26 protein-coding genes are annotated in these 22,540 nt (G+C 63.5%); 10 read left to right on the top strand and 16 right to left on the bottom strand.

The window, feature by feature from the left end; translation table 11 throughout:
* Positions 1-26: 26 nt before the first annotated feature.
* The 5 genes from BMY52_RS03385 to BMY52_RS03365 all read right to left on the bottom strand — a co-directional run bounded on the left by BMY52_RS03385 (position 27) and on the right by BMY52_RS03365 (position 4,519).
* Positions 27-668: an esterase/lipase family protein gene (locus BMY52_RS03385; protein WP_090250936.1), complete on the bottom strand. Its 642-nt coding sequence runs from the start codon at positions 666-668 to the stop codon at positions 27-29.
* Positions 661-1,110 carry a dihydroneopterin triphosphate diphosphatase gene (gene nudB, locus BMY52_RS03380; protein ID WP_090250933.1) on the bottom strand — a complete coding sequence of 150 codons (450 nt, stop codon included), beginning with the start codon at positions 1,108-1,110 and terminating at the stop codon, positions 661-663. Before nudB ends, BMY52_RS03385 begins: the two co-directional genes overlap by 8 nt.
* A gap of 74 nt (positions 1,111-1,184) precedes the next feature.
* Complete coding sequence (locus BMY52_RS03375; RefSeq protein WP_245740534.1) at positions 1,185-2,468, bottom strand: BamA/TamA family outer membrane protein; 1,284 nt, start codon at positions 2,466-2,468, stop codon at positions 1,185-1,187.
* Between the two features lie 73 nt (positions 2,469-2,541).
* A complete protein-coding gene (locus BMY52_RS03370; RefSeq protein WP_090250930.1) occupies positions 2,542-3,144 on the bottom strand; it encodes a DedA family protein in 603 nt (200 codons plus the stop codon).
* A 16-nt stretch (positions 3,145-3,160) separates the two neighbouring features.
* Positions 3,161-4,519 carry an NAD-dependent succinate-semialdehyde dehydrogenase gene (locus tag BMY52_RS03365; RefSeq protein ID WP_090250928.1) on the bottom strand — a complete coding sequence of 453 codons (1,359 nt, stop codon included), beginning with the start codon at positions 4,517-4,519 and terminating at the stop codon, positions 3,161-3,163.
* A 177-nt stretch (positions 4,520-4,696) separates the two neighbouring features.
* Here BMY52_RS03365 and BMY52_RS03360 point away from each other — a divergent pair, with 177 nt between their 5' ends.
* Together BMY52_RS03360 and BMY52_RS03355 are read left to right on the top strand one after the other, a co-directional pair.
* Complete coding sequence (locus tag BMY52_RS03360; protein ID WP_090250925.1) at positions 4,697-5,635, top strand: complex I NDUFA9 subunit family protein; 939 nt, start codon at positions 4,697-4,699, stop codon at positions 5,633-5,635.
* Positions 5,636-5,637: 2 nt separating this feature from the next.
* Positions 5,638-6,876, top strand: a complete 1,239-nt coding sequence (locus tag BMY52_RS03355; protein ID WP_090250922.1) for a multifunctional CCA addition/repair protein — start codon at positions 5,638-5,640, stop codon at positions 6,874-6,876.
* Here BMY52_RS03355 and BMY52_RS03350 read toward each other — a convergent pair.
* Complete coding sequence (locus BMY52_RS03350; RefSeq protein ID WP_090250920.1) at positions 6,860-8,041, bottom strand: class I SAM-dependent methyltransferase; 1,182 nt, start codon at positions 8,039-8,041, stop codon at positions 6,860-6,862. The two genes, BMY52_RS03355 and BMY52_RS03350, sit on opposite strands and share 17 nt — an antisense overlap.
* Before the next feature lie 108 nt (positions 8,042-8,149).
* Between BMY52_RS03350 and BMY52_RS03345 the strand changes: the two genes are divergently transcribed.
* Positions 8,150-8,908, top strand: a complete 759-nt coding sequence (locus BMY52_RS03345) for a pteridine reductase (protein WP_090250917.1) — start codon at positions 8,150-8,152, stop codon at positions 8,906-8,908.
* Positions 8,909-8,952: 44 nt separating this feature from the next.
* On the opposite strand, the gene folK is transcribed toward BMY52_RS03345, so the two are convergent.
* Both folK and folB read right to left on the bottom strand, forming a co-directional pair.
* Positions 8,953-9,456 (bottom strand): 2-amino-4-hydroxy-6-hydroxymethyldihydropteridine diphosphokinase, encoded by a 504-nt coding sequence (gene folK / locus BMY52_RS03340; protein ID WP_245740531.1) that lies wholly within the window; start codon positions 9,454-9,456, stop codon positions 8,953-8,955.
* Positions 9,453-9,809, bottom strand: a complete 357-nt coding sequence (gene folB, locus BMY52_RS03335; protein ID WP_090250914.1) for a dihydroneopterin aldolase — start codon at positions 9,807-9,809, stop codon at positions 9,453-9,455. The genes folK and folB overlap by 4 nt, the downstream gene beginning before the upstream one ends.
* 142 nt (positions 9,810-9,951) lie before the next feature.
* Between folB and rpmB the strand changes: the two genes are divergently transcribed.
* A complete protein-coding gene (gene rpmB, locus BMY52_RS03330) occupies positions 9,952-10,188 on the top strand; it encodes a 50S ribosomal protein L28 (protein WP_090250912.1) in 237 nt (78 codons plus the stop codon).
* Positions 10,189-10,200: 12 nt separating this feature from the next.
* A complete protein-coding gene (gene rpmG / locus BMY52_RS03325; RefSeq protein WP_025280648.1) occupies positions 10,201-10,368 on the top strand; it encodes a 50S ribosomal protein L33 in 168 nt (55 codons plus the stop codon).
* 70 nt (positions 10,369-10,438) lie between these two features.
* Here the strand turns inward: rpmG and BMY52_RS03320 are convergent, their stop codons facing one another.
* Both BMY52_RS03320 and BMY52_RS03315 read right to left on the bottom strand, forming a co-directional pair.
* Positions 10,439-10,654 carry a DUF6967 family protein gene (locus BMY52_RS03320; protein WP_090250909.1) on the bottom strand — a complete coding sequence of 72 codons (216 nt, stop codon included), beginning with the start codon at positions 10,652-10,654 and terminating at the stop codon, positions 10,439-10,441.
* Between the two features lie 29 nt (positions 10,655-10,683).
* The gene (locus BMY52_RS03315; RefSeq protein ID WP_090251145.1) at positions 10,684-11,193 is read right to left on the bottom strand and encodes an Hsp20/alpha crystallin family protein; all 510 of its coding nucleotides are present in this window, start codon (positions 11,191-11,193) and stop codon (positions 10,684-10,686) included.
* Between the two features lie 200 nt (positions 11,194-11,393).
* Between BMY52_RS03315 and BMY52_RS03310 the strand changes: the two genes are divergently transcribed.
* Together BMY52_RS03310 and mutM are read left to right on the top strand one after the other, a co-directional pair.
* Positions 11,394-12,383, top strand: coding sequence for a chorismate transformation FkbO/Hyg5 family protein (locus tag BMY52_RS03310; RefSeq protein WP_090250908.1), 990 nt, complete (start codon positions 11,394-11,396; stop codon positions 12,381-12,383).
* The gene (gene mutM / locus BMY52_RS03305; RefSeq protein ID WP_090250905.1) at positions 12,376-13,191 is read left to right on the top strand and encodes a bifunctional DNA-formamidopyrimidine glycosylase/DNA-(apurinic or apyrimidinic site) lyase; all 816 of its coding nucleotides are present in this window, start codon (positions 12,376-12,378) and stop codon (positions 13,189-13,191) included. The genes BMY52_RS03310 and mutM overlap by 8 nt, the downstream gene beginning before the upstream one ends.
* A 237-nt stretch (positions 13,192-13,428) precedes the next feature.
* On the opposite strand, the gene BMY52_RS03300 is transcribed toward mutM, so the two are convergent.
* The 3 genes from BMY52_RS03300 to BMY52_RS03290 all read right to left on the bottom strand — a co-directional run bounded on the left by BMY52_RS03300 (position 13,429) and on the right by BMY52_RS03290 (position 15,656).
* Positions 13,429-13,683 carry a YfhL family 4Fe-4S dicluster ferredoxin gene (locus BMY52_RS03300; RefSeq protein WP_090250903.1) on the bottom strand — a complete coding sequence of 85 codons (255 nt, stop codon included), beginning with the start codon at positions 13,681-13,683 and terminating at the stop codon, positions 13,429-13,431.
* Between the two features lie 143 nt (positions 13,684-13,826).
* Positions 13,827-14,306 carry a pantetheine-phosphate adenylyltransferase gene (gene coaD / locus BMY52_RS03295; protein WP_090251142.1) on the bottom strand — a complete coding sequence of 160 codons (480 nt, stop codon included), beginning with the start codon at positions 14,304-14,306 and terminating at the stop codon, positions 13,827-13,829.
* Positions 14,307-14,330: 24 nt separating this feature from the next.
* Positions 14,331-15,656, bottom strand: coding sequence for an MFS transporter (locus tag BMY52_RS03290; RefSeq protein WP_090250900.1), 1,326 nt, complete (start codon positions 15,654-15,656; stop codon positions 14,331-14,333).
* Positions 15,657-15,891: 235 nt separating this feature from the next.
* Here BMY52_RS03290 and BMY52_RS03285 point away from each other — a divergent pair, with 235 nt between their 5' ends.
* The gene (locus BMY52_RS03285; protein WP_090250897.1) at positions 15,892-16,290 is read left to right on the top strand and encodes a DUF6627 family protein; all 399 of its coding nucleotides are present in this window, start codon (positions 15,892-15,894) and stop codon (positions 16,288-16,290) included.
* 11 nt (positions 16,291-16,301) lie between these two features.
* A complete protein-coding gene (locus tag BMY52_RS03280) occupies positions 16,302-17,351 on the top strand; it encodes a PA2778 family cysteine peptidase (RefSeq protein WP_090250895.1) in 1,050 nt (349 codons plus the stop codon).
* A 493-nt stretch (positions 17,352-17,844) separates the two neighbouring features.
* Here the strand turns inward: BMY52_RS03280 and trhA are convergent, their stop codons facing one another.
* On the bottom strand, positions 17,845-18,504 hold the full coding sequence (gene trhA / locus BMY52_RS03275) for a PAQR family membrane homeostasis protein TrhA (RefSeq protein ID WP_090250892.1): 660 nt from the start codon (positions 18,502-18,504) through the stop codon (positions 17,845-17,847).
* A gap of 276 nt (positions 18,505-18,780) precedes the next feature.
* On the opposite strand from trhA, the gene BMY52_RS03270 reads away from it, so the two are divergent.
* Positions 18,781-19,713: a carbohydrate kinase family protein gene (locus tag BMY52_RS03270; protein WP_090250889.1), complete on the top strand. Its 933-nt coding sequence runs from the start codon at positions 18,781-18,783 to the stop codon at positions 19,711-19,713.
* A gap of 71 nt (positions 19,714-19,784) precedes the next feature.
* Here BMY52_RS03270 and mgtE (BMY52_RS03265) read toward each other — a convergent pair whose 3' ends face one another.
* The gene (gene mgtE, locus BMY52_RS03265; protein ID WP_090250887.1) at positions 19,785-21,140 is read right to left on the bottom strand and encodes a magnesium transporter; all 1,356 of its coding nucleotides are present in this window, start codon (positions 21,138-21,140) and stop codon (positions 19,785-19,787) included.
* Positions 21,141-21,161: 21 nt separating this feature from the next.
* Entirely contained in the window at positions 21,162-22,517 is a 1,356-nt protein-coding gene (gene mgtE, locus BMY52_RS03260; protein WP_090250885.1) for a magnesium transporter, read from the bottom strand.
* Positions 22,518-22,540 lie beyond the last annotated feature (23 nt).

The following is a 22,540-nucleotide window of genomic DNA, read 5'->3' as shown; positions in this document are numbered from 1 at the left end:
CTCTTGGATACTATGCCTCGGAGGCATCATGAATGGGTGGTCCGACCCGCAAAATCCCCTGTGCGCAGAAAGGCACAGACTGCCTGGGCCACCGGCCGGGCCGTGAGCAGGGTGAAATGGGTGTAGGGCACGGTGAGATGCGCGGTCACTGCCTCGCACCGGGTCTCGTCCAGGTCGACCGTGCCGTCGCCCTCACCCGGCGGCGCGGCTCCCAGGGCACGCCCGACGCCCAGGCCACGCGCGCCGGCGATCATGCCCAGTTCGCGCCCGCCTTTCCAGCGGGGCGCATCCCCCAACAGCCCCCGCTGGACACTGCACCCCAGGGTCCAGCGGGTCAGGGACCAGCGCGCCAGCGCGGCGGCCACGCCACTGCCGGAAACCGGCGTGCCCAGCATGACCACCCGACCCGGTCGCTGCAGAGGAAACTGATGGAACAGGTGCATGATCACCAGCCCACCCAGGCTATGCCCCACCAGGTGAATCACATCGGCATCGAGGGTACGCAGATAGGCATCCAGGCGGGCCGCGTTGGTTTCGGGCGTGGCAAGGATACTGGAATAGCGAAAACGGTGCACGGCAAAGCCCTGCCGACTCAGTCGATGGGCCAGCAGCCCCATCTCCAGACCGGTCATCCACAGGCCATGTACGTAGACTACGGCCTCACGCATCCTGGGAATCCAGGCCTTTGGGCACGCAGTTCAAGATCGCCTCGGCATTGGTCCAGGAGGCCACCTGACGGGCCGCCTCATCCCTGGGCAGCCAGCAATATTCGCCATGTTCGTGGAGGCTGAGCCGAATGGCTGTCCCCGCCGGTACGCGCAGGGTGAAGTGATGTTCCAGGTTCTCATCGGCATCGGGGGGATACCGTTCCCGCCAGGGAGATACGATGGGAAAGCGAACCTGTCGATGCAGATTCACCAGGCCATCGGCACACAGACCCGTCTCTTCCTCCAGTTCACGACGGGCAGCCTGGACAGGGGACTCCCCCCATTCCAGGCTGCCGGTCACCGATTGCCAGAAATCCGCCGGTATGCGACGGCGCAGCAACAGCACCCGACCAGCCTCATCGTGGACCACCACCAGAACGGATTCAGGACGTTTGAAGACCATGTTATCAATACTTTACAGGGGACCACCCGACAGTAAAAGCGCTCGCCCCAATGCCGCAAATGCTGCCAAAGCGCCTAGAACGCGTGATTGGTGCCGGCATACACCCGGGAGTCGTTGGCGCTGACCCCATAGGCGTAGTCCAGCCGGAGATCGGTACGCACGAACCAGCGCAGGTTGATACGCAAGCCCAGCCCAGCGCCCAGATGAACGTCGGACAAGTCTATATCCCGTCGCGGCCAGACACCCCCCACATCCACAAATCCCACCCCCCGCACATCGGCGCGCCCGAACAAGGGTCGCAGATATTCGGTATTAAGCAACAGGAGCAGATCTCCCTCCCGGTAATCCCGGGGATACCCCCGCAGATTGCTGCCGCCCCCCAGGGAATAGGCCTCATCGCCAAAAGCGGTACGACCAGCGACGGCGAAGCGGGCCTGATAATTCAGGTTGGCGGCCAGTTCATGATCATCCAGGGGCCGGTATGCCCGGTAGTACAGGCTCAGATCCTGGTGGCTGGTATCCGATCCGATGGCCCGCCCACCAAAAGATACGGAGACCCCGTATTCCACCCCCTCCCGACGCCTGCCCAGGTCAGCGACATCGGTAAAGCCAAGCCCCCCACTCCAGCTCAGCACCCGGGCATCCTCGGGTACCGCCCCGCCAGGTGCATGGGCTTCATGGCGTCGCTCCTCCCGGTTCACGCCCAGGCTTGCCCGCCAGCCGGTGCTGGGTCCCTGTCGATCCAGCCAGCGGGTGATGGAAGCACCCCACTGCTGTGTCATCTTGTCGTGCTTGCCATGACCGTCCTCTGCCGAGGCAGACTCCACCACCGAGTCGTCCTCAAAAGACAGACTCAGGCCCCAGGCGGTACGCGGAATGCGGGGGATACTGTAGCTGACCGAGAAGGTACGGGACGCCTCCTCGGAGGTATCGCTGCCAGCATCCTCCCATTGCAGACGCATTCTCAGCACCTGGTTGTAACCGAGAAAATTATCGAAACGCAGATCGCCGCCGTAACGGATATCGCCATCAGAGGTGCGACTCAGCCTCGGCAAGGGAAAGATATAGTACTTCTCACTGACGGAGAAAATCACCTCGGCCTCGCCGTCGGTGACTTCCACCCGTGATGCCACCGACCGGAACAGGCCCATGTTCATCAGGGCCTGGCGACTGTGCTCGAGGGCCTGGGCATCCAGGGGGTCTCCGCCACGGATGGTCAGCTCCTGGCGCATGACCGATTCGCGGGTCACCCGATTGCCTTCGAAGCGGATCTCACTGATGACAGGGACATCGGGGGACGGCTCAGTCAGGGCCGGCATGGCCCCCAGGCACAGGACGACAAGAAATCCCGACAGCATCCAGAACCTCGATGACGCCACCGACCGCCCCTCTTTCCGAATTCTTGTCACGTACGGTGTTGCCCCATCGCTCTCACTGCCCCTTGATGCCCTGCTCCAGCAGACGGCGTATCACGAAGATCCCCAACACCAACAGCACGATGGCCATCATCAGGGCCCCATAGACGCCCAAGTAGGGTTTCAGGGCACTCCAGTGTGCACCCAGGGCATATCCCGCCCCTCCCAGGAAGCTGTTCCAGGCAAAGGTTCCCAGAAAGGTCAGACCAAGGAAACGCCCCCAGGGCATGGGCAGCAGCCCGGCCGGGATGGACACCAGACTGCGCACCGTGGGGATCATCCGCCCCCCGGCCACGATCCAGTCTCCTCTTCGCGCATACACGCCCAGCACCCGGTCCAGATCGGACTCGCGCACCAGTACCCAGCGACCATGGCGCCGAACCAGATCCCGCATGCGCCCCTCGCCGGCCCGTCGGGCCAGCAGATAGATCAGCGCGGAACCCAGCGTGCCCCCAAGGGAACCTGCCAGGATGGACAGCCACAGGTTCAGCAACCCCTCGTGGGCCAGAAACCCGGCAAAGGGCATCAATGCCTCGGGGGCCAGGATGACCAGAGAGACCCCCAGGGCCCAGTAGCCGTAATCACTGATCGCATCCATCGCCAGTTCGACCATATCCATGGGTGTCAGGGCTCTCTCAACGCAGGGTGAGGGTCTTGGTGTTCACGAAGGCCAGGATACCGGCCCGGGCCAGTTCCCGACCGTAACCGGAGTCTTTCACACCACCGAAGGGCAGTCGCGGATCGCTCTTGACCATGGAATTCACGAAGGTACTGCCGCAGGCCAGCTGCCGGGCCACGGCCGCCCCCCGTTCGGGATCGCGGGTCCATACACTGCCACCCAGGCCAAAGCGGGTATCATTGGCGATGCGCACGGCGTCGGCATCGTCCTTGGCACGCAGGATGCTGGCCACGGGCCCGAACAGCTCCTCCTGGTAGGCCCGGGTGCCGGGCACCACCCGATCCAGGATCGACGGGGCATACCAGGCCCCCTTGCCCTGCAGTGGCTCACACCCGAGCACCGGCACGGCACCCTCGGCGATGGAGTCCTGCACCTGCTGGTGAAGCTCATCGCGCAGATCCATGCGGGCCATGGGGGCCAGACTGGTGTCCTCCCGTGTGGGATCTCCCGGCTTGAGGGCCTTGACCGCCGCCTTGAAACGCTCCATGAAACCCTCGGCGGCGCCAGGCAGGAGGATGAAGCGCTTGGCGGCGATGCAGCTCTGGCCGGCGTTCTGATACCGGGACACCACCGCCTGCTCCACGGCACGGTCCAGATCCGCATCGTCCAGGACAATGAAAGGGTCCGACCCACCCAGTTCCAGCACCGAGGGTTTGAGGGTCTCGCCCGCAACCGCAGCCACGGCCCGCCCCGCTGGCTCGCTGCCCGTGAGGGTGACACCATGAACCCGCGGGTCACGGATGACGTCGGATACCGCATCGGAGGGAATCATCAGCGTCTGGAAGACCCCGGCAGGGAAACCCGCGTCACGGAAGATTTCCTCCACCGCCAAGGCGCAGCGGGGCACATTGGAGGCATGCTTGAGCAGCGCGGTATTGCCTGCCAGCAACGTGGGCGCGGCAAAGCGGAACACCTGCCAGAAGGGAAAGTTCCAGGGCATGACGGCCAGGATCGTTCCCAGGGGCTGAAACACCACTCGCGCATCCCCCTCCACCTCGGGCACGACCTCATCGGCGAGAAATTCTGCCGCATGATCGGCATAGTAGTCACAAACAGTGGCACAACGATCGATCTCGCCCCGGGACTCACGCAGCAGTTTGCCCATCTCCTGGGTGATCATGCTGGCAAAGTGATCTCGTCGGTGGCGCAGGACGTGGGCCGCCTGACGCATTAAATCAGCCTTCTGGGCCAGCGCCAGCCCCCGCCAGGCGGGGGCGACACGCTCGGCCTGACTGAGGGCCTTGTCAATACGCGGCCGGTCCCAGGTCTCAAATACATTGAGCACGGAGCCGTTGGCGGGATTGACAGAACTCATGGGCACAGGTGAACTCCTTGGGATGCTGGGGGCCATACCTTAGTATATGCGGCCGGTTGACAGTGTTTAGGGAAAGCCGCCGCCACTTCGTTCAAGACGAGGAACGCGGCCGATGGGGGCCAGGACGCCGGTTTGCCGATCCTTTTCAATGTACTTCAAGACGGGACTAACAAAAGCATGAACATCCGGACGGTGTGTGTGTTGGGGGGCACGGGTTTCGTCGGGAGCCACCTGGTCACCCGACTGGTGGACCAGGGATACCGTGTCAAGGTTCTAACCCGGAGAGCCTATCGCTCCCGGCACCTGATGGTGCTCCCCGGCGTCAGGCTGGTGGAAGCGGACTGCCACGAGGCCTCGGTACTCCGGACGCAGTTCCAGAATTGCGAAGCCGTGATCAACCTGGTGGGTATTCTAAACGAGCATGGCCATGATGGCAGCGGTTTCCGTCACACCCATGTGGATCTGGCCCACACCGTGATCGAGTCGGCCCGCGAAGCCGGCGTGAGACGACTGTTGCACATGAGCGCCCTGAACGCCGACCCGGCCAGCGGCCCCAGCCATTACCTGCGCACCAAGGGCGAGGCAGAGAATATCGTGCACACCCTGGCAGGCGAGGTGGCGGTCACCAGCTTCCGCCCCTCGGTGATCTTCGGCCGGGGCGACAGCTTCTTCAACCGCTTTGCCAACCTGCTGCGCATCACCCCGGTGCTGCCCCTGGCCTGCCCCGACGCCCGCTTTGCGCCCGTGTTCGTGGGCGATGTGGTCGAAGCCTTCGTGACCGCCATGAGGGATCCGGCCACCGACGGCGAGCGCATGGATCTGTGCGGCCCCCAGGTTTACACCCTGAAGGCGCTGGTGGAATACACGGCAAGGCTCCTGGAAAAGCCACGACTGATCATTGGTCTGTCCGACAGGTTATCCCTGCTGCAGGCCCGGGTCATGGAATACGTGCCCGGCAAGCCGCTGAGCCTGGACAACTATCATTCGCTCCAGCGTGACAGCATCTGCCCCTCGGGCGGGCATTGCCCCACCGCCCTGGAATCGGTGGTGCCTCGATACCTGGGCGGACACACCCGGCACAACCGGCTGCAGCAGTTGCGCAGCACGCCGCGCTGACCATGCAGACCTATCTGGTGGGTGGCGCGGTGCGCGACGAACTCCTGGGGCTGCCCGTCGGGGAGCGGGACTGGGTGGTGGTGGGGGCCACCGTCCAGGCGATGCTCGACCAGGGGTTCACCCAGGTGGGCAGGGATTTCCCGGTCTTTCTGCACCCACGCACCCACGAAGAGCACGCCCTGGCGCGCACCGAACGTAACACCGGGCCCGGTTACCATGGGTTCGAAGTGCATGCCTCACCCGAGGTGACCCTGGAGGAGGACCTGGCCCGGCGTGACCTCACCATCAACGCCATGGCCCGGGATGAACAGCACCGGCTGATCGATCCCTTCAACGGTCAGGCAGACCTGCGGGATCGCTGGCTTCGTCATGTTTCCCCCGCCTTTACCGAGGACCCGGTGCGAGTGCTGCGTGTGGCCCGCTTCGCCGCCCGCCTGGCCCCCCTGGGTTTTCAGGTGGCCGACGAGACCCGCCGGATGATGCAACACATGGTGAACACGGGTGAACTGGATGCCCTGGTGCCCGAGCGGGTCTGGCAGGAGACGGAAAAGGCCCTCAAGGCCCCGGCGCCAACGGCCTTCTTCCAGGTGCTGCGTGACTGTGGGGCCCTGGCGGTGCTGTTCCCCGAACTGGAGGCCCTGTACGGCGTGCCTCAACCCCCCCGCTACCATCCCGAGATCGACACCGGTGTGCATGTGTTCATGGTGCTGGATCAGGCCACCCGTCTGAGCGACGATCCGCTGGTCCGCTTTGCCGCCCTCACCCACGACCTGGGCAAGGGCAACACCCCTCGGGAGATCCTGCCCAGCCACCGAGGGCACGAGGAACGCGGCGTGGTGCTGATCGAGTCCTTGTGTGATCGACTCAGGATCCCCAACCGCTACCGGGAGCTGGCCCGACTGGTCGCCCGCTATCACGGGCTTGTGCACCGGGTATTTGAACTGCGTCCCCAGACCCTGGCGCGCACCCTGGAGGGGCTGGATGTATATCGTCGCCCCGAGCGCCTGGAATCCGTGTTGCTGGCCTGCCAAGCGGATTATCGAGGGCGCACAGGCTTTGAGGCCAGACCGTATCCCCAGGCCGATTACGTGCGCCGCGCCCATGCCCGCTGCGCCGCCCTGCAGGCCCGGGAACTGGTGGCGCAGGGACTGAAGGGGCCGGCCATTGCCGAGGCCTTGCAACAGCAACGCGTTCAGGCCCTCAAGGCGCTAAAGGCCGAAGAGACTACAGACGAGGAATAAGGTCTCGCCCCGAAAACCCCATCAGCGGCACCGGTACACCCCGCCCCAGGGCCATGACCTGGAAGCGCTCGCCCATCTCCCCGGGCAGGGTGAGCATGCGGACCTGGGCCGCCAAGTCCATCTGCTCGCGCAGGCCCTCGGCCTGACACGCCTGAAAGACCGACTCCAGGCCGGCGCCCATGAGGAACCAGGCCTGCGTGGTATAACCCAGCAACGACAACCCCGCGGCCTCTCCGGCCTCGGCCACAGCGGTGAAATCCACATGGGCGGTGATGTCCACGATTCCCGGCCAGACCAGGGGTTCGTCCAACGCCCGGTGACGGTAGTGGGCCATCAGGGTGCCCCGATAACGTTCCGGGCTGTAATACTCCTGACGCGGATACCCGTAATCCACCAGCAGAATCACGCCGGCCGCCAGGCACTCGGCGGCTGCCCGCAGCCACCCGGACAACCCGGGATTGATCTCCGAGACATACCCCGATGGCCAGGCGCCGCCCGTGGTGTCATGCAGGACGTGCACCGTGTCCGCCAGCGTTTCCCCTGCCGGACGATCGGCCCATTCCAGGCGCTCACCGAGTGCCACGCCCCGCTCCCGCACCGCCCCATCATGCCAATGGAACACCTGCACGGGCATGGCATCCAGCACCTCGTTACCCAGCATGACGCCCCGCAGGCTCCCGGGTTCCGGCAGGGCATCCAGCCACTGCACGCGGTTGCGCAGGGCCTCGGGCAATAACGCCACGGCCGCCCGCTGGCGCTGACGCAGATCCGGACTGAGCTCCAGGATCAGGTAACGATCCGGCAGGGATTCCAGTCCCTCCAGGGCAGTGAGGATCTCTACCGCCAGAACACCCGTTCCCGCCCCAAACTCGAGGATATCGCCGCCCCCCAGAGACTCCAGCACCTGGGCACACTGACGGGCGACACAACGACCGAACAGGGGCGATACCTCCGGGGCCGTGATGAAATCGCCCCCCCGCCCCAGCTTGTGGCTGCCCGCCGTGTAATAGCCCAACGCGGGGGCATACAGGGCCAACTCCATGTAACGATGGAAAGACATCCAGCCGTCGCCTGCGTTAATCTCCTGTCTGACCCGTTCCAGCAGGTGCTGGCTGACCTGCAGGGCTTCGGGTTCAGGCGTGGGTAAGGGGGAATCCGCGTGCATGCATGCAGTCCAAGATGATCGGCGCCATGGGGAGGGGCATTGTCGCCCCACCCGCCCCGCGCCTCAAGCCGTCGGCCCACCGCTTCGCGAGCAGCACAAGGAAACCGCATGGAACAGCCCAAGCACCCCGACCTGAACGGCAAGACCGCCTTCATCACCGGCGGCGCCCGCCGCATTGGTGCCGAGATGGCGCGCACCCTGCACAAGCAGGGCATGAACCTGGTGATCCACTATCGAAGTTCCGGGCACGAAGCCCGGACCTTGCAGGAAGAACTGCATCGCCAGCGCGCCGATTCGGTGCATCTGGTGGGAGGAGAGCTGCTGGAACCCGGGGCACTCAGCCGCCTGGCTAACGAGGCAAAGGCGGCCTTCGGCCGAATGGATGTTCTGGTGAACAACGCCTCCACCTTCTACCCCACGGCCCTGGGGGAAATCACCGAGGCCCACTGGGATGACCTGATGGGCACCAATCTCAAAGCCCCCCTGTTCCTGTCCCAGGCACTGGCGCCAGCGCTGAGGCAGAGCGAGGGCTGCATCCTCAACATCGTGGATATCCACGCACTGCGCCCCCTGAAGGGTTACCCGGTGTATTGCACGGCCAAGGCAGGATTATGGATGCTCACCCAGTCCCTGGCCCGTGAACTGGGGCCCCGCGTCAGGGTGAACGGCATTGCGCCCGGCGCGATCCTGTGGCCGGAAGCGGAGGAGAATGCCGGCACCCATGAGGAAATGATTCAGCGCACGGCACTCAAACGGGAGGGCTCACCCGAGGATATCGCCACCACGGCCCTGTTCCTGATCCGCGATGCCCGCTATATCACGGGCCAGGTGATCCCGGTGGACGGGGGGCGCACCACGGTGCAGTGAGCACAGGCGCCCTCGTGCCCCCCGGTCAGGCACTCATTCGAGGACTAGACCGCCACGCGGCGCAACCATTGCCCACCGGGATCAAAGGTCTCCCACAAGCGGCCAATGGAGGTATTGAGCACTGGATGGATCACGTCGGCGGCAATATCCGCCAGGGGGCCGAGCACGAAGGCGTGGCGGGTGATCTCGTCACGCGGCAACTGCACTCCCGGCGCCTCCAGAACAAGATCGCCCAGTAACAGCAGATCCAGATCCAGGGTGCGATCGGCAAAGCGTCCACCACCCCGCTTGCGACCATGACGCGCCTCCATCGCCTTGAACCGGGCCACCAGGGCATCGGGCGATTGCTCCGTATCGAACCCCGCCGCCAGGTTGTAAAAGGGACTGCCATCAAAACCCACGGCCCCGGTCTCATAGACGGGAGAAAAGGTGACTTCTCCGAAGGCCTCCAGGAGCTCCCGGCGGGCGACTTCCACGTACCACTCGCGGTTCACGTTGGTGCCAATGCTCACAAAGGCACGGCGCAACTGGGATCCCGGCTGAGTCATCCACGCTCCCCACGCTCGATACTCACACCCACCTCCCGCGCCCCGCGGACCGCGCCCGGCTTGCCCAGGGTGAGACGCAACCAGGGCACGGAGAACTCCGCCATCACCATGCGGGCGATATCCTCGGCCATGGCCTCCACCAGTTCCCGTTCATTGCTTTCCACCAAGGCAATGACACGCTTGGCCACGGCCTTGTAGTTCAGCGTATGGTCGATACAGTCAGAATCGGCCGCGGGGCGGATATCGGTGCCCATCTCCAGGTCAATGCGCACCTCCTGGCGGATACTACGCTCCCAGTCGAAGATGCCGACAGTGGTTTTCACCTTCAAATCACGTATGTAGACGATGTCCATGGGCTCGGACTATATACGCCACCCCGAGCGGGCACCAGCCCCTTACCGGCCCGGCACGGTGCGCTGTACTTGCTCCCACCCTACCCTTCTGCTAAGGTTCCCGGCTTTCCTCAAATCAGCCTGGTTTTTCCGGAGAACACCAATGGCCCGAGTCTGCCAAATCACGGGTAAGCGCCCGATGACCGGGAACAACGTATCCCACGCGAATAACAAGACGCGTCGTCGCTTCCTGCCCAACCTGCACGAACACCGTTTCTGGGTGGAGAGCGAGAACCGTTTCGTGAAGCTGCGCATCAGCCACAAGGGCATGCGCATCATCGACAAGAAGGGTATCGACGTGGTCCTGACGGATCTGCGCGCCCGTGGCGAAAAGGTCTAAGGAGACGCACCCATGGCAAAAGGCATTCGTGAAAAGATCCGCCTGGTGTCCAGTGCCGGCACCGGCCACTTCTACACCACCACCAAGAACAAGCGGAACATGCCCGACAAGATGGAGATCAAGAAGTTTGATCCCGTCGTGCGTCAGCATGTGATGTACAAGGAAGCCAAGATCAAGTAAGACCGGCCGAGTTGCCGGCAACACCTGGCTGATGAGCCCACCGCACGGCGGTGGGCCGCCAGTTCAAGGATCATTCCCTACCCTGTTCGGCCTCCAGCCGTTCCACCGTCTCCCGAGCCCAGACCTGCATGAGCCCGCCCCAGCGGCTCGCAGTGGCCGGGTCCAGATCCAGATAAGTGTAGCGCCCGCCGTCCCGTATCAACACACGCAGCAACGGCATACCGCTCTCGTGCATCACCTGCCGCACCTCGATCTCTTCCCCCATGGGGGCCTGAATCTGCTCCATGCCACACCCTCCGCCGGATGGTGACGGGCTCAGCCCGCCTCCACAGTGATGCGCCGTTGCGCGTGCGCGTTGCTCAACCGCGGCATCTCCACACGAAGCACGCCATGCTCGTAGGTGGCCCGAGCGCCCTCGGTATCCACCGGCCCCGGTAGCGGGATCGCTCGCTCGAAGCGCCCGTAAGCGCACTCAGCGATATGGTAGCGGCCCCTGCTGTGCTCCCGCTGGACCCCTTTCTCACCCTGGATCACCAGATGATCATCAATCACCTGGATATCAAAACTTCCCCGATCCATACCCGGCGCCTCCAGGCGCACCACCAGGCGATCCGTGTCATCGAAGACCTCGGCCGCCATCACGCCCCAGCCGATACTGCGGGTCTCCAGCTCATGCTCATCCCGTTCACCCCCGTCGGCGGACCGCCCCCCTGGACTGAATCGGGTAATGGCCCCCGAGGCGCGGGCATACAGACGCTGCCAACCGCCCAGAATGCTCTCCCAGGCATCACTCACGCCCTGACGCAGATGCTGCAGGTTCGACATCTTCATCCTCTCCTTTACACTGTGGTGATCCCACCATCATGAATGAGCGAGTGTATCCTCGCTTTCCAGTCAAGTATCACGTCGTCCCGACATATTTCAAGCCTGGCAGAACACCACGAGCAGCTTAGCGTTTCCAGCACCCCCCTCTTTTCATCCAATGATGATACGACGATCGCCCATGATCCGGTAACATTAGCCCCATGGCGAATATCCCCGAATCGACAACACTGACCGTCCGACTGCTGGCCGAGAGCGAACTTGCCACGCGCGACCCCCACCGCCTGGCCGTCATCCGCTTCGGCCAGCAGAATTGTCTGGATCCGGCCCGCCCCACGGAACTCACCCTGGCCCTGCCCCCCCTGGTGACCGACACCCCCGTGGAGGTCTGGGAGACCAGCGAACCCGTGGCGGCCGGATGCGACCAGGACATGGGTTACGCCCACACCCGGGATGTACTGTTTGGCTGGATCCTCGTGGACGAGGCCCGCTTCGACCACGACATGGACCAGGCCGCGGAGTACGCCTATGACCGGGTACTGGCCTTCCACCGGGCCATGGGATTCCCCTGCCTGCTGCGAATCTGGAACTACTTCCCGCACCTGCATGATGAGGTCGACGGCCTGGACCGCTACCAGGCCTTCTGCCTGGGACGACACCGAGCCCTCGACCGCGTCCCCCTCACCGAGGGAGAACTGCCCGCCGCCACCGCCATCGGCACCACCTCACCCGGCCTGGTGATCTACTTCCTTGCAGGACGGGAACCGGGCGTGCAGATTGAAAACCCCCGCCAGGTCAGCGCCTTCCACTACCCGCGGCGCTACGGACCCAAAAGCCCGTCCTTCTCCCGCGCCACCCTCAAACCCTGGCCGGGCAAACCGCACCTGTACATCTCCGGCACCGCCAGCATTGTCGGGCATGAAACCCTGCATACCGACGTCATCACACAACTGGATGAGATCCTGGAGAATCTGCGCGCCCTGATCGGCTCTGCCGGCGCTCCCATGGCCACACTGAACGGCAACCCCGGCGCGCTCTCCCTGCTCAAGGTCTACGTGCGCCACGCCCAGGACGTGGACGCCGTACGAGACCGCCTGCAGGCAGCGCTGGGGCCCCAGGCACCGGCCGTTTACCTGCGAGGTGACATCTGCCGGGACGACCTGCTGGTGGAGATCGAAGGTCTGCATGCCTGAACTACCCGAGGTGGAAACCACCCGACGCGGCATCGAACCCCACCTCACCGGACGCCGCATCCAGCAGGTCTGCGTCCGGGAACCGCGCCTGCGCTGGCCGATACCCGACGACCTGCCCCAGCGCATACAGGGTGGCGAGATCACCGGCGTGGACAGAAGGGGCAAATACCTGCTCATCCAATGCCCCCCAGGCACCATCCTGATCCACCTGGGCATGTCCGGCAGCCTGCGCCTTGTCCCCCCCGGCACCCCGCCCCGACCCCATGACCACGCGGACCTTACCCTGAACTCCGGCCTCACCCTGCGCCTGCACGACCCCCGCCGCTTCGGCGCCCTGCTCTGGTTTAACCCCGAAACCGGCAACCACCCCCTGCTCGCGCACCTGGGACCGGAACCCCTGGGAGAAAGCTTTGACGGAAACTACCTCTTCCGCGTCAGCCGCGGCCGCCGGGTGAGCATCAAAGCCTTGATCATGAACAGCCAGATTGTGGTGGGTGTCGGCAACATCTACGCCTCCGAATCCCTCTTCCTGGCCGGCATCCGCCCCCGCCGCGCCGCCGGCCGACTCACCCGCGCCGAAGCCGCGCGTCTCGTCACCGCCATCCGCCAGGTCCTGGAAGCCTCCATCGCCCAGGGCGGCACCACCCTCAGAGACTTCGTCCACGAAGACGGCGCCCACGGCTACTTCAGCCAGTCCCTCAGAGTGTACGGACGCCCCCAAGCCCCCTGCCCCGTCTGCCACGCCCCCATCAAACACATCACCCAGAGCGGCCGCTCCAGCTACTACTGCCCAACCTGTCAGAAGTAACCACCAAACGGTGGGCACACAAGCCAGAAGCATCCGGGCGGGTGAAGCCCTCCGGGGGTGTTCACCGCATGGATGCGGTGGCCAAGCCTACAAGGATGTATTCACGGCGTCCCCCGGTGGGCTTTACCCACCCGGATGCCTACCCGAAAGGTACAGACGCCCCCAAGAGCGGCGGGCGCACAAACAAAAAGGGCCGGGTACAAAGCCCCGGCCCCACATAACGGAACAACGATTGCCTCAGGAAGCCCCAGCAGTAATCCGCTCAAACTTCGCCATCAACGCCTCATGGCTCTCTTCGTGATCTGGATCCTTCGGAATGCAATCCACAGGGCACACCTCCACACACTGAGGCGCATCAAAATGACCCACACACTCCGTGCACAGGCTCGGCTCGATCACATAAATCTCGTCTCCCGGAGAGATCGCACCATTCGGGCATTCCGGCTCGCACACGTCACAATTGATGCACTCGTCGGTAATCATCAGGGCCATAACACACTTTCCTCTTCAAAAACAATAAGATGTAATCACTTGTCCGTGGCCATGCACTCGCCTGCTCACCCCCTTTGGGGCCAACCGACAGACCTCATGTCACAGCTTCTTATGATCCCGCCCACAGCGGATGACCGCGCATCTTAGCCCAAGCGGGCGCGTAGCGCAGCCTCCACACTGTCCGCCACGAAGTGTGAAACATCCCCACCCAACGCAGCCACTTCCCGCACCAGACTTGAGGAAACATACGAATACTCCTCGGCAGGCGTGAGAAACACCGTCTCAAGATCCGGCGCCAAATGCCGATTCATGCTGGCCAATTGGAACTCATGCTCAAAATCGGACACCGCCCTGAGACCACGCAACAACACCCGCGACCCATGCGCAGCCGCAAAGTCCGCCAGCAACCCATCAAATCCACAGACCTCCACCCGCTCAAACCCCTGCAGCGCCTGACAAGCCATATCCACCCGCTCATCCAGGGTGAAAGTAGGCCGCTTCGTCGGGTTTGCGGCCACAGCCACCAACACCCGATCAAATAACCGATGCGCCCGACGGACGATATCCATATGGCCATTGGTGATGGGATCAAAGGTCCCAGGGTAAACGACAGTCACTGGCATGTTTTGCATCCCGATCGGAGTCAGTCACAACAAATTCACACGGCGAGGGCACTCGCGCTCTTCCGCCACACGCCGCCCCCGAGCCTCATCAAGGCCGAGCGCCCCCACCAGGGCCAGCGCGAACAACAGACTGCAGAACAGGATGGACACGTGCAGACCCACCAGCATCTGCAACAGCCCCAACCCCATCAAGCCCACGATGGCGGCCATTTTACTGGCCAGGCCCCAGAAACCAAAGAACTCCGCCGCCCGCGGACGCGGCGCCAACACACCCACCAGGGCCCGCCCCGCGGACTGCGTGGAACCCAGGCACAAACCCGCCACGCTGCCCACCATCAGGAACACATGCTGGGCCTCCAGCGGCAGCACCTGCCCCAACCAGGGCGTCGCAAAGATTAAGGTAACTGCCACAATCCACAACATCAGAGTGGCCAGATAAATGGTGCGAGCACCCATCCTGTCCTGAAGAAAGCCAAACCCCAAGGCGCCGGCGGCCGCCGTCAACTGGACGGTCACGAACATGATGATCCTCACCTGTTCGTCCCATTGAATGACCTGGGCACCGTAGATGAAAGTGAAGGATATAATGATATAGATCCCTGCCATCGCAAAAAAGACCGAGACCAGCAGTATCGCCAAATCACGGTAATGCCTGAGATCCTTGAACGTGGCTCGTACCCGCCGAAAACCGATCCCCAGATAACTGCGAAACCCACCCTTGAGCCGCCGGGAGCGCCCCCGCTCGCCCACCCAAAGGAATGTGGGAATGGCCGCCACCAGGAAGAACACCGCCGCAAACGGCCCTACCCAACGGATGCGATCAAAATTCTCCTGGCTGACCTCCCCAAGCATGACCAAGGCAAAGGCCGTCGCCACCAGCCCACCCACATAACCCAGGGCCCAACCAAACCCCGAGATCCACCCCAACTCCTCGCGGGGCCCCAGCTCGGGCAGGAAACTGGCGATGAACGACTCGCCGATGGCGTAGGCAAAATTCGAGCAGATGATCAGCAACATGCCCAACCACACATACCCCGGGGCCACGAAGTACAACAGCCCGGTGGTGATCACCGTCAGCACGTAGCTGGCAAACAGAAAGCGCTTGCGAACACCAGAAAAATCCATGATTGCGCCTGCCACTGGCCCCACCACCACGACCAACAGGTAACTCACTGCCAGGGCAATGCTCCACAGCAAATTACCCAGACGATAGTCCGTCTCGACATCGCCAACGATGACCCGCGTGAACAGATCACCGAAGATCACCGTGATGATCAGCAAGGTATAGGCCTGGTTGGCGAAATCGAACATCGCCCAACCAAAGATTTCCTTGAAAGAGGCCCGCTTCATGGCAGTCACCGCATGGGTTGCCGGGTCAGGTTAGGTGCACACCTGCCCCGACGCAACTGTTCGCCCAATTCGTTGAAACGCCGCCGGCCGATGCCGCCTGCAAGCGCCACAGGCCATTCCCGAACAGACCCCACTCATCCAGCAACACGCCATGACAGCCCGGATAATGACATTTGACCAAAGCCACAGCGCGGCTGAGAATGCATGGACACTTCACCCACGCTTGAGGATCATCATGAAAAGAAATCCCCTTGTGCAACGCCTGATCACCCTGGTCTGCATCATCGCCCTGCTGGCGGCCGGCACTGCGCCCCTGCACGCCTCCATGGTGGGAACGGATCAACTCATCCTGTCCGAACAGGCCCAGGTAGACCGGGAACAACTACTGGCCACCCTGGAGCGGGATGATGTGCGCGAACAACTGTCCGCCCTGGGCGTGGACCCCAGCGAGGCCGCCCAGCGGGTGGCACGGATGACCGACCAGGAAGTCCGCGAACTGAACGAGCGCATCGAAGACATGCCCGTGGGCTCCGCCAGTGTACTGGGCGTCGTGGTACTGATCTTCATCGTCTTCATCATCACCGACGCCATCGGCGCCACCGACATCTTCCCCTTCGTGCGCCCGGTGAACTGATCCCCCCGGTCATGACACATGACCCGAGACGATGGCCGCGGGGGTGGGCCACCCCCGCGGGACTCATGTGCCTGGTGCTGGCGGTGCTGCTACTCAACGGCTGCGCCACCCCGCTGCAAACCCGCGACCTGCTGCGTGACCCACCCGACGAAATGCCTCGTCAGGTGGAACTGGATCAGACCCCCTTCCACCCCCAGGAACGCTATCAATGCGGCCCGGCGGCCCTGGCCACCGTGCTGGGGGCCCGCGGCCTGATGGTTCACCCCGACGACCTGGTGGATGAAGTCTACCTACCCGAACGCCAAGGCAGCCTGCAGACCGAAATGCTGGCCTCAGCAAGGGCCCGCGGATTCGTGGCCTACGTCATCGAAGCCCACATGGAAACACTCCTCAAGGAAGTGGCCGCGGGCCAGCCAGTGCTGGTCTTCCAGAACCTGGGCCTCAACGCCTTCCCCTACTGGCATTATGCCGTGGTGATCGGATTCGATCTGGACGCAGAAGAGATCATCCTGCGATCAGGCACCATCCGCCGCCATGTCACCCCCATGCCCGTCTTCGAGCGCACCTGGCGTCGCGGCAACTACTGGGCCTTCGTGGTACAGCCCCCCGGCCAACTGCCCGCTACCGCCCGGCCCCTCCCCTGGCTGCGCGCCGCCAATGCCCTGGAGGCCACCGGCCAGCTCGACACCGCCGCCACGGCCTACAAGACCGCCGCCCGCCACTGGCCGGAACACCCCGTGGCCTGGATCGGCCTGGGCAATACCCTGTACGCCCTCGAGGACCACACCGGCGCTGAACAGGCCTTCCGGCAACTCATCCAGACAGACCCCGAGGCCCATGCCGCCTGGAACAACCTGGCCCACGTCCTCCATGCCCGCGGCTGCGGCACCCAGGCCCTCGAGGCCGTCACCTGCGCCCTGCGCATGGCCCCGGACGAACCCCATTACCAACGCACCCGGGAGACCGTAAAGGCATCCCCCAACACCCCAACCGGGAACGACACCTGTCTCCCCGCACTTTGCCCTATCGACCACCCCCATAGTGGCCGATACCCGGACTGAAGCATCCAGGCGGCGCTGCGGATGCCACCGGGCATCCCCACGACCCATGAACATCACATACACCGCCCGGGCCGTTCGCGAACGGCCCCTACGGGGTCCGGGGTGAAATCACGCGTTCTTGGATCCCCGGCGCATCGTAGGGGCGCTTCGAGAAGCGCCCGGGCGGCGTCGCGGATGCCACCGGGGCATACCCACAGCCCGTCAACATCACATACACCGCCCGGGCCGTTCGCGAACGGCCCCTACGGGGTCCGGGGTGAAATCACGCGTTCTCGAATTCCCGGCGCATCGTAGGGGCGCTTCGAGAAGCGCCCGGGCGGCGTCGCGGATGCCACCGGGGCATACCCACAGCCCCTCAACATCACATACACCGCCCGGGCCGTTCGCGAACGGCCCCTACGGGGTCCGGGGTGAAATCACGCGTTCTTGGATCCCCGGCGCATCGTAGGGGCGCTTCGAGAAGCACCCGGGCGGGATCCGAACCCACCGGCATTTAGGCCCCATACCAGAGAATCGCAAAATAATGACAAACCGTCCCCGCGATCACGAACAGATGCCAGATGAAATGGGCATAAGGCACCCGCTGATCCAGCGCATAGAAAACCACGCCACCGGTATAAGCCAATCCACCAGCCACCAGCCAGATCAAACCGGGCGTGGGCATCAGCTTGAAAAGGGGCACAATGGCGATCACCACCAACCAGCCCATGAGCAAATACAGCCCTGTGGACAGAATGGGGTGAGACAGACCATTGAACACCTTCAGCAACACCCCCAGCCCCGCCAGCCCCCAGACCAGGCCGAACAATGTCCAACCCCAGGGCCCACCCAGAACGCCGAGCGTCAAGGGCGTATAGGTGCCGGCAATCATCAAAAAGATCACCGAGTGATCCACTACCCGAAAGGCCCGCTTCACCCGACCATGAGGCATGGCGTGGTAAAGAGTGGAAGACAGATAGAGAATCACCATGGTGGCCGAGAACACACTCGCCCCGACCACAAAACCTGCACTCCCCGAACGCACCGCCTCCAGAATCAGGAACGGAATGCCCACAATCACCGCCACCAGGGCAAGCCCATGGCTAATGCTGTTGGCGAGTTCCTCACCCGTTGTCTGATGACGCCGGTGCAGGGTTGTCGAGGCAGCACTCATGGATGTCACCCTCATTCATTGACGGCAAACGCAGAAACGGTTCCAAGCCAACTTTGACGATACCGCCACTGGACCCGATTCGCAATTGAGAGCCAACACCACTATCATGGGCGGCTGACAACATCTCTCTCGCCTGTCCACGATCCTGCGTGGGCTCCCCACGGAGCCACGCCACCCCGGCCTCCCGCCGGACCTCACGGACAGGCCACGGCGCTCGCCCGGAGCACCGGGCCGACCCCACGGTCGGTCACCCATTCAACCAAGCCAGGAGATCCGATGTCTGCTCTTATCTGCGGTTCATACGCCTACGACACCATCATGGTCTTTCCCGACCGTTTCAAGAACCACATCCTTCCCGAAAAGGTCCACATGATCAACGTGTCCTTCCTGGTACCCGGGATGCGTCGGGAATTCGGCGGCTGCGCCGGCAACATCGCCTACAACCTGAAGCTCCTGGGCGGCGACCCCTTGCCCATGGCCACCGTTGGCGCTGACTTTGATCCCTATGCCGAATGGATGGACAAGTGCGGTATTACCCAGAAACACATCACCGTCGTCCCTGAGCACTACACCGGGCAGGCCTTCATCACCACGGACCAGGACGACAACCAGATCACCGCCTTCCACCCAGGCGCCATGGGTGAATCTCATCGCAACAAGGTGAGCGACGCCAGCGGCGTGAAGATCGGCATCGTCTCCCCCGATGGCCGCGACGGCATGATCCAGCATGCCGAACAGTTCGTGGAAGCCGGCATCCCGTTCATCTTCGATCCGGGCCAGGGCATGCCCATGTTCGACGGCAACGACCTGCGCCGCTTCGTGGAACAGGCCACCTACGTCACCCTGAACGACTACGAGGCCCAGTTGATGAGCGAGCGTACTGGCTGGAGCCATGAGGAACTGGCCACCCACGTGGACACCCTCATCATCACCCGCGGCGGCGAAGGGTCCGACATCTACACCCAGAACGGCAAGATCCACGTGCCGGCAGCCCCCATCAAGGGCATTGAAGACCCGACCGGCTGCGGCGACGCCTATCGCGCCGGCCTGCTGTGGGGTCTGACGAACGACCTGGACTGGGAAACCACCGGTCGCATCGCATCCCTGATGGGCGCCATCAAGATCGAACAGGTGGGCCCGCAGAACCATGCACCCAGCCGCGCTGACATCGAGGCCCGCTTCAAGGAAGCCTTCGGTCGGGAGATGTGAACCAACCTCCCTCCCCTCTCCCGCCAGCGGGAGAGGGGCTATTGTCCACCCTTGGCCCCTCACCCAAAGGGCTATGCGCTGAGTTGCAGCACCAGCGTCGCCACCCCGAAATAGACCAGGATGCCCCCCACGTCCGCGATGGACGTGACCAGCGGTGCGCTGGCAGTGGCCGGATCCATGTTGAGTCGAGTCAGCAGCAGGGGCAGCATGAGCCCCAGCATGCTACCGACGATCACCACCAGCACCATCGCGATCGCCACCGCCAGGCCCACCTGGGGCCCACCGAGCCAGATGCCCGCCCCCCAGACCGCCAGGCCCAGGGTGCCCCCCAACGCAATGGAGACGAACAACTCCTTGCCCCACAGCTTCAGGCCATCCCTGAGTTGCACGTCCCCGGTGGCCAGCGAACGCACCATCAGTGTTGATGCCTGAGTGCCCGCATTCCCCCCTGTGGCAATGACCAGCGGGAGGAAGAAGACCAGCGCCACCACCGTCTCGATGGCCTGTTCAAAGAGTGAGATCGCCGCGCCACTGACCATATTCACAAAGATCAGGATCAGCAGCCAGCCAACCCGCTTGCGATAAAGCACCCCCAGCGCCACGTCCCTGAGGCTGGTGACCGTGGACCCCACGCCCACACTCCCCATGCGCAGAAAGTCCTCCGTGGTCTCCTCGGTCGCCACATCCATGACATCGTCCACGGTGATGATGCCGACGAGGATGTCCCGTTCGTCCACGACCGGCAAAACCTCCAGGTCATAATGACGAATCAGACTGGCGGCCTTCTCCTGGTCCATGCGGGTCTGGGCGCGCACCACATCCTCGCGCAGCAGTGTATCCACTCGACGCCGCGGAGAACCCACCAGCAACTCCTTGAGTTTCACGGCCCCCAGCAACCGCCCTTCCCCATCGGTGACGAACACCACATTGACGGTCTCGCTCGCCTCGAACTCACGGCGCAAGTGATCCAGGGCCTGCTCCAGGGTCCAATGGGGGCGAACCGCAAGAAACCCCGGCGTCATGCGCCGCCCGGCACTTTCCTCCGGATAGGCCAGCAGGCTCTTGATCACCCACTGATGCCGATCCGGCAACAGATCCATCACCTCCCGGGCACGATCATCCGGAAGGCTGTCGATCAACGCAGCCGTATCGTCATAGGAAGAGCGCCTGAGCAGCTGCGACGTCTCCTCGTCAGTCAGATCCTGAAGAATGCGCTGCTGCTGCTCCTGAGTCAGATAGGAAAAAACGTCCGGGGCACGGTCATCCGGCAACAGCCGGATCAGCACACCCCAGGCCTCCGGTTCCAGATGCGCCGTCAACGCCGCCAGGTCCTGATCCTGCAACGCGTCCAGCATCGTGCCCAGGGCCTCCGGATCCGGATTTTCCAGGTGCGCCTTGAAGACATCCGGGCTGATGGTTTCTATCATGTCCACGTACCTGCTCCTCAACTAGCGCGGCAGTCCCAGCATCGCCGCCGCCAAACCGAAATAAATCGTGATACCGGCCACATCAGCGATGGACGTGACCAGCGGAGCACTGGCGGTGGCAGGATCCAGTCGCAGGCGAGACAGGATGAACGGCAGGATCATCCCGACCATGCTGCCCACCATGACAATCAAGAGCATGGCCAACGAGAGCATCAGAGCGATCTCCGGCCCACCGCGCCAGAGCCCCAGCAGGGAGACGGTGGCGCCCATGGTCAGACCCAGTGCCCCGGCCACGGCCAACTCCCGCCCCCAGAGACGCAGCCAATCGCCTGGCCTGGCATCTCCGGTTGCCAGGGAACGCACCATCAGGGTGGAGGACTGTGCCCCGGCGTTACCCCCACCTGCAATCACCAAAGGCAGGAAGAACACCAGCAATACCAACGATTCAATGGACTGCTCATACCCGGCGATGATGTAACCCCCCAGAATGTTCAGGCCCACGAGGATGAGCAGCCAGCCCACCCGCTTGCGGTACAACAACCATGGTCGGGCATCGCGCAGACTGAGGTTCAGGGCCCCGACGCTTCCCATCTTCTGGAAATCCTCGGTGGTTTCCTCTTCCTCCACGTCCAGCACATCATCCACGGTGATGATACCCAGCAACTCGCCATCCTCATCCACCACCGGCAGGGCCGGCAGGTCGTAGTGACGCATGATGTGCAGGGCCTCTTCCTGAGGCTGTTGGGCGTCGATGGAGATGACGTTGCGGGTCATCAAGCCAGAGACCAGAGTCTCTGTCTGCTGCTTGAGAAAATGCTTCAGGGCCAGCACGCCCTGCAGCACCCCCTCGTCATCGGTCACGTACACCAGGTTGACCGTCTCGCCCCGCCCGGCCTGCACACGCAGATGATCCAGGGCCCGGGCCATGGTCCATTCAGGGCGCACGCTGACCACGGCCGTGGTCATCAGACGTCCGCAACTGTCCTCGGGATAGCCGAGCAGGCTGAGCGCCCGACGGATGGAACGAAAGGGCAGCAAACGCAATAACTTGCGCACCTGGTCCCGGTCCAGATCCTCCAGCAAGGCCGTCAAATCGTCCGGTAGCATCTCCGAGAGCAGATAGCGCCCCTCGTCCACGGACACCTGCTTGATCAACTGCAGCTGATGATGGGGGTCCAGATAGGAAAACACATCCACCCGACGACCGGGCGGCAGCAGGCGAAACACCTCCCGGCGGGGGTCGGGCTCCAGTTCCATGAGCACATGGGCAATATCCTGTATGCGCATCTCGTCCAGGCGCTCGCGCACACCGGCAAGATCCCCCTCCTCCAGGCATTCCTGGAGTTGTTCCAGGTCTCGTTCGTGCAGAAATTCCATAAGGCGGCCCCAGGATCAAAGGC

Source organism: Ectothiorhodospira marina, assembly GCF_900109495.1.
Classification (GTDB): domain Bacteria; phylum Pseudomonadota; class Gammaproteobacteria; order Ectothiorhodospirales; family Ectothiorhodospiraceae; genus Ectothiorhodospira; species Ectothiorhodospira marina.
This window is presented reverse-complemented; position numbering and strand designations above follow the sequence as displayed.

Bases quoted from the DNA above. Each gene is read 5' to 3' on its own strand.
- BMY52_RS03385 (WP_090250936.1), bottom strand. From the start codon at position 668: ATGCGTGAGGCCGTAGTCTACGTACATGGCCTGTGGATGACCGGTCTG.
- nudB (WP_090250933.1), bottom strand. From the start codon at position 1,110: ATGGTCTTCAAACGTCCTGAATCCGTTCTGGTGGTGGTCCACGATGAG.
- BMY52_RS03375 (WP_245740534.1), bottom strand. From the start codon at position 2,468: ATGCTGTCGGGATTTCTTGTCGTCCTGTGCCTGGGGGCCATGCCGGCC.
- BMY52_RS03370 (WP_090250930.1), bottom strand. From the start codon at position 3,144: ATGGATATGGTCGAACTGGCGATGGATGCGATCAGTGATTACGGCTAC.
- BMY52_RS03365 (WP_090250928.1), bottom strand. From the start codon at position 4,519: ATGAGTTCTGTCAATCCCGCCAACGGCTCCGTGCTCAATGTATTTGAG.
- BMY52_RS03360 (WP_090250925.1), top strand. From the start codon at position 4,697: ATGAACATCCGGACGGTGTGTGTGTTGGGGGGCACGGGTTTCGTCGGG.
- BMY52_RS03355 (WP_090250922.1), top strand. From the start codon at position 5,638: ATGCAGACCTATCTGGTGGGTGGCGCGGTGCGCGACGAACTCCTGGGG.
- BMY52_RS03350 (WP_090250920.1), bottom strand. From the start codon at position 8,041: ATGCACGCGGATTCCCCCTTACCCACGCCTGAACCCGAAGCCCTGCAG.
- BMY52_RS03345 (WP_090250917.1), top strand. From the start codon at position 8,150: ATGGAACAGCCCAAGCACCCCGACCTGAACGGCAAGACCGCCTTCATC.
- folK (WP_245740531.1), bottom strand. From the start codon at position 9,456: ATGACTCAGCCGGGATCCCAGTTGCGCCGTGCCTTTGTGAGCATTGGC.
- folB (WP_090250914.1), bottom strand. From the start codon at position 9,809: ATGGACATCGTCTACATACGTGATTTGAAGGTGAAAACCACTGTCGGC.
- rpmB (WP_090250912.1), top strand. From the start codon at position 9,952: ATGGCCCGAGTCTGCCAAATCACGGGTAAGCGCCCGATGACCGGGAAC.
- rpmG (WP_025280648.1), top strand. From the start codon at position 10,201: ATGGCAAAAGGCATTCGTGAAAAGATCCGCCTGGTGTCCAGTGCCGGC.
- BMY52_RS03320 (WP_090250909.1), bottom strand. From the start codon at position 10,654: ATGGAGCAGATTCAGGCCCCCATGGGGGAAGAGATCGAGGTGCGGCAG.
- BMY52_RS03315 (WP_090251145.1), bottom strand. From the start codon at position 11,193: ATGTCGAACCTGCAGCATCTGCGTCAGGGCGTGAGTGATGCCTGGGAG.
- BMY52_RS03310 (WP_090250908.1), top strand. From the start codon at position 11,394: ATGGCGAATATCCCCGAATCGACAACACTGACCGTCCGACTGCTGGCC.
- mutM (WP_090250905.1), top strand. From the start codon at position 12,376: ATGCCTGAACTACCCGAGGTGGAAACCACCCGACGCGGCATCGAACCC.
- BMY52_RS03300 (WP_090250903.1), bottom strand. From the start codon at position 13,683: ATGGCCCTGATGATTACCGACGAGTGCATCAATTGTGACGTGTGCGAG.
- coaD (WP_090251142.1), bottom strand. From the start codon at position 14,306: ATGCCAGTGACTGTCGTTTACCCTGGGACCTTTGATCCCATCACCAAT.
- BMY52_RS03290 (WP_090250900.1), bottom strand. From the start codon at position 15,656: ATGAAGCGGGCCTCTTTCAAGGAAATCTTTGGTTGGGCGATGTTCGAT.
- BMY52_RS03285 (WP_090250897.1), top strand. From the start codon at position 15,892: ATGAAAAGAAATCCCCTTGTGCAACGCCTGATCACCCTGGTCTGCATC.
- BMY52_RS03280 (WP_090250895.1), top strand. From the start codon at position 16,302: ATGACACATGACCCGAGACGATGGCCGCGGGGGTGGGCCACCCCCGCG.
- trhA (WP_090250892.1), bottom strand. From the start codon at position 18,504: ATGAGTGCTGCCTCGACAACCCTGCACCGGCGTCATCAGACAACGGGT.
- BMY52_RS03270 (WP_090250889.1), top strand. From the start codon at position 18,781: ATGTCTGCTCTTATCTGCGGTTCATACGCCTACGACACCATCATGGTC.
- mgtE (WP_090250887.1), bottom strand. From the start codon at position 21,140: ATGATAGAAACCATCAGCCCGGATGTCTTCAAGGCGCACCTGGAAAAT.
- mgtE (WP_090250885.1), bottom strand. From the start codon at position 22,517: ATGGAATTTCTGCACGAACGAGACCTGGAACAACTCCAGGAATGCCTG.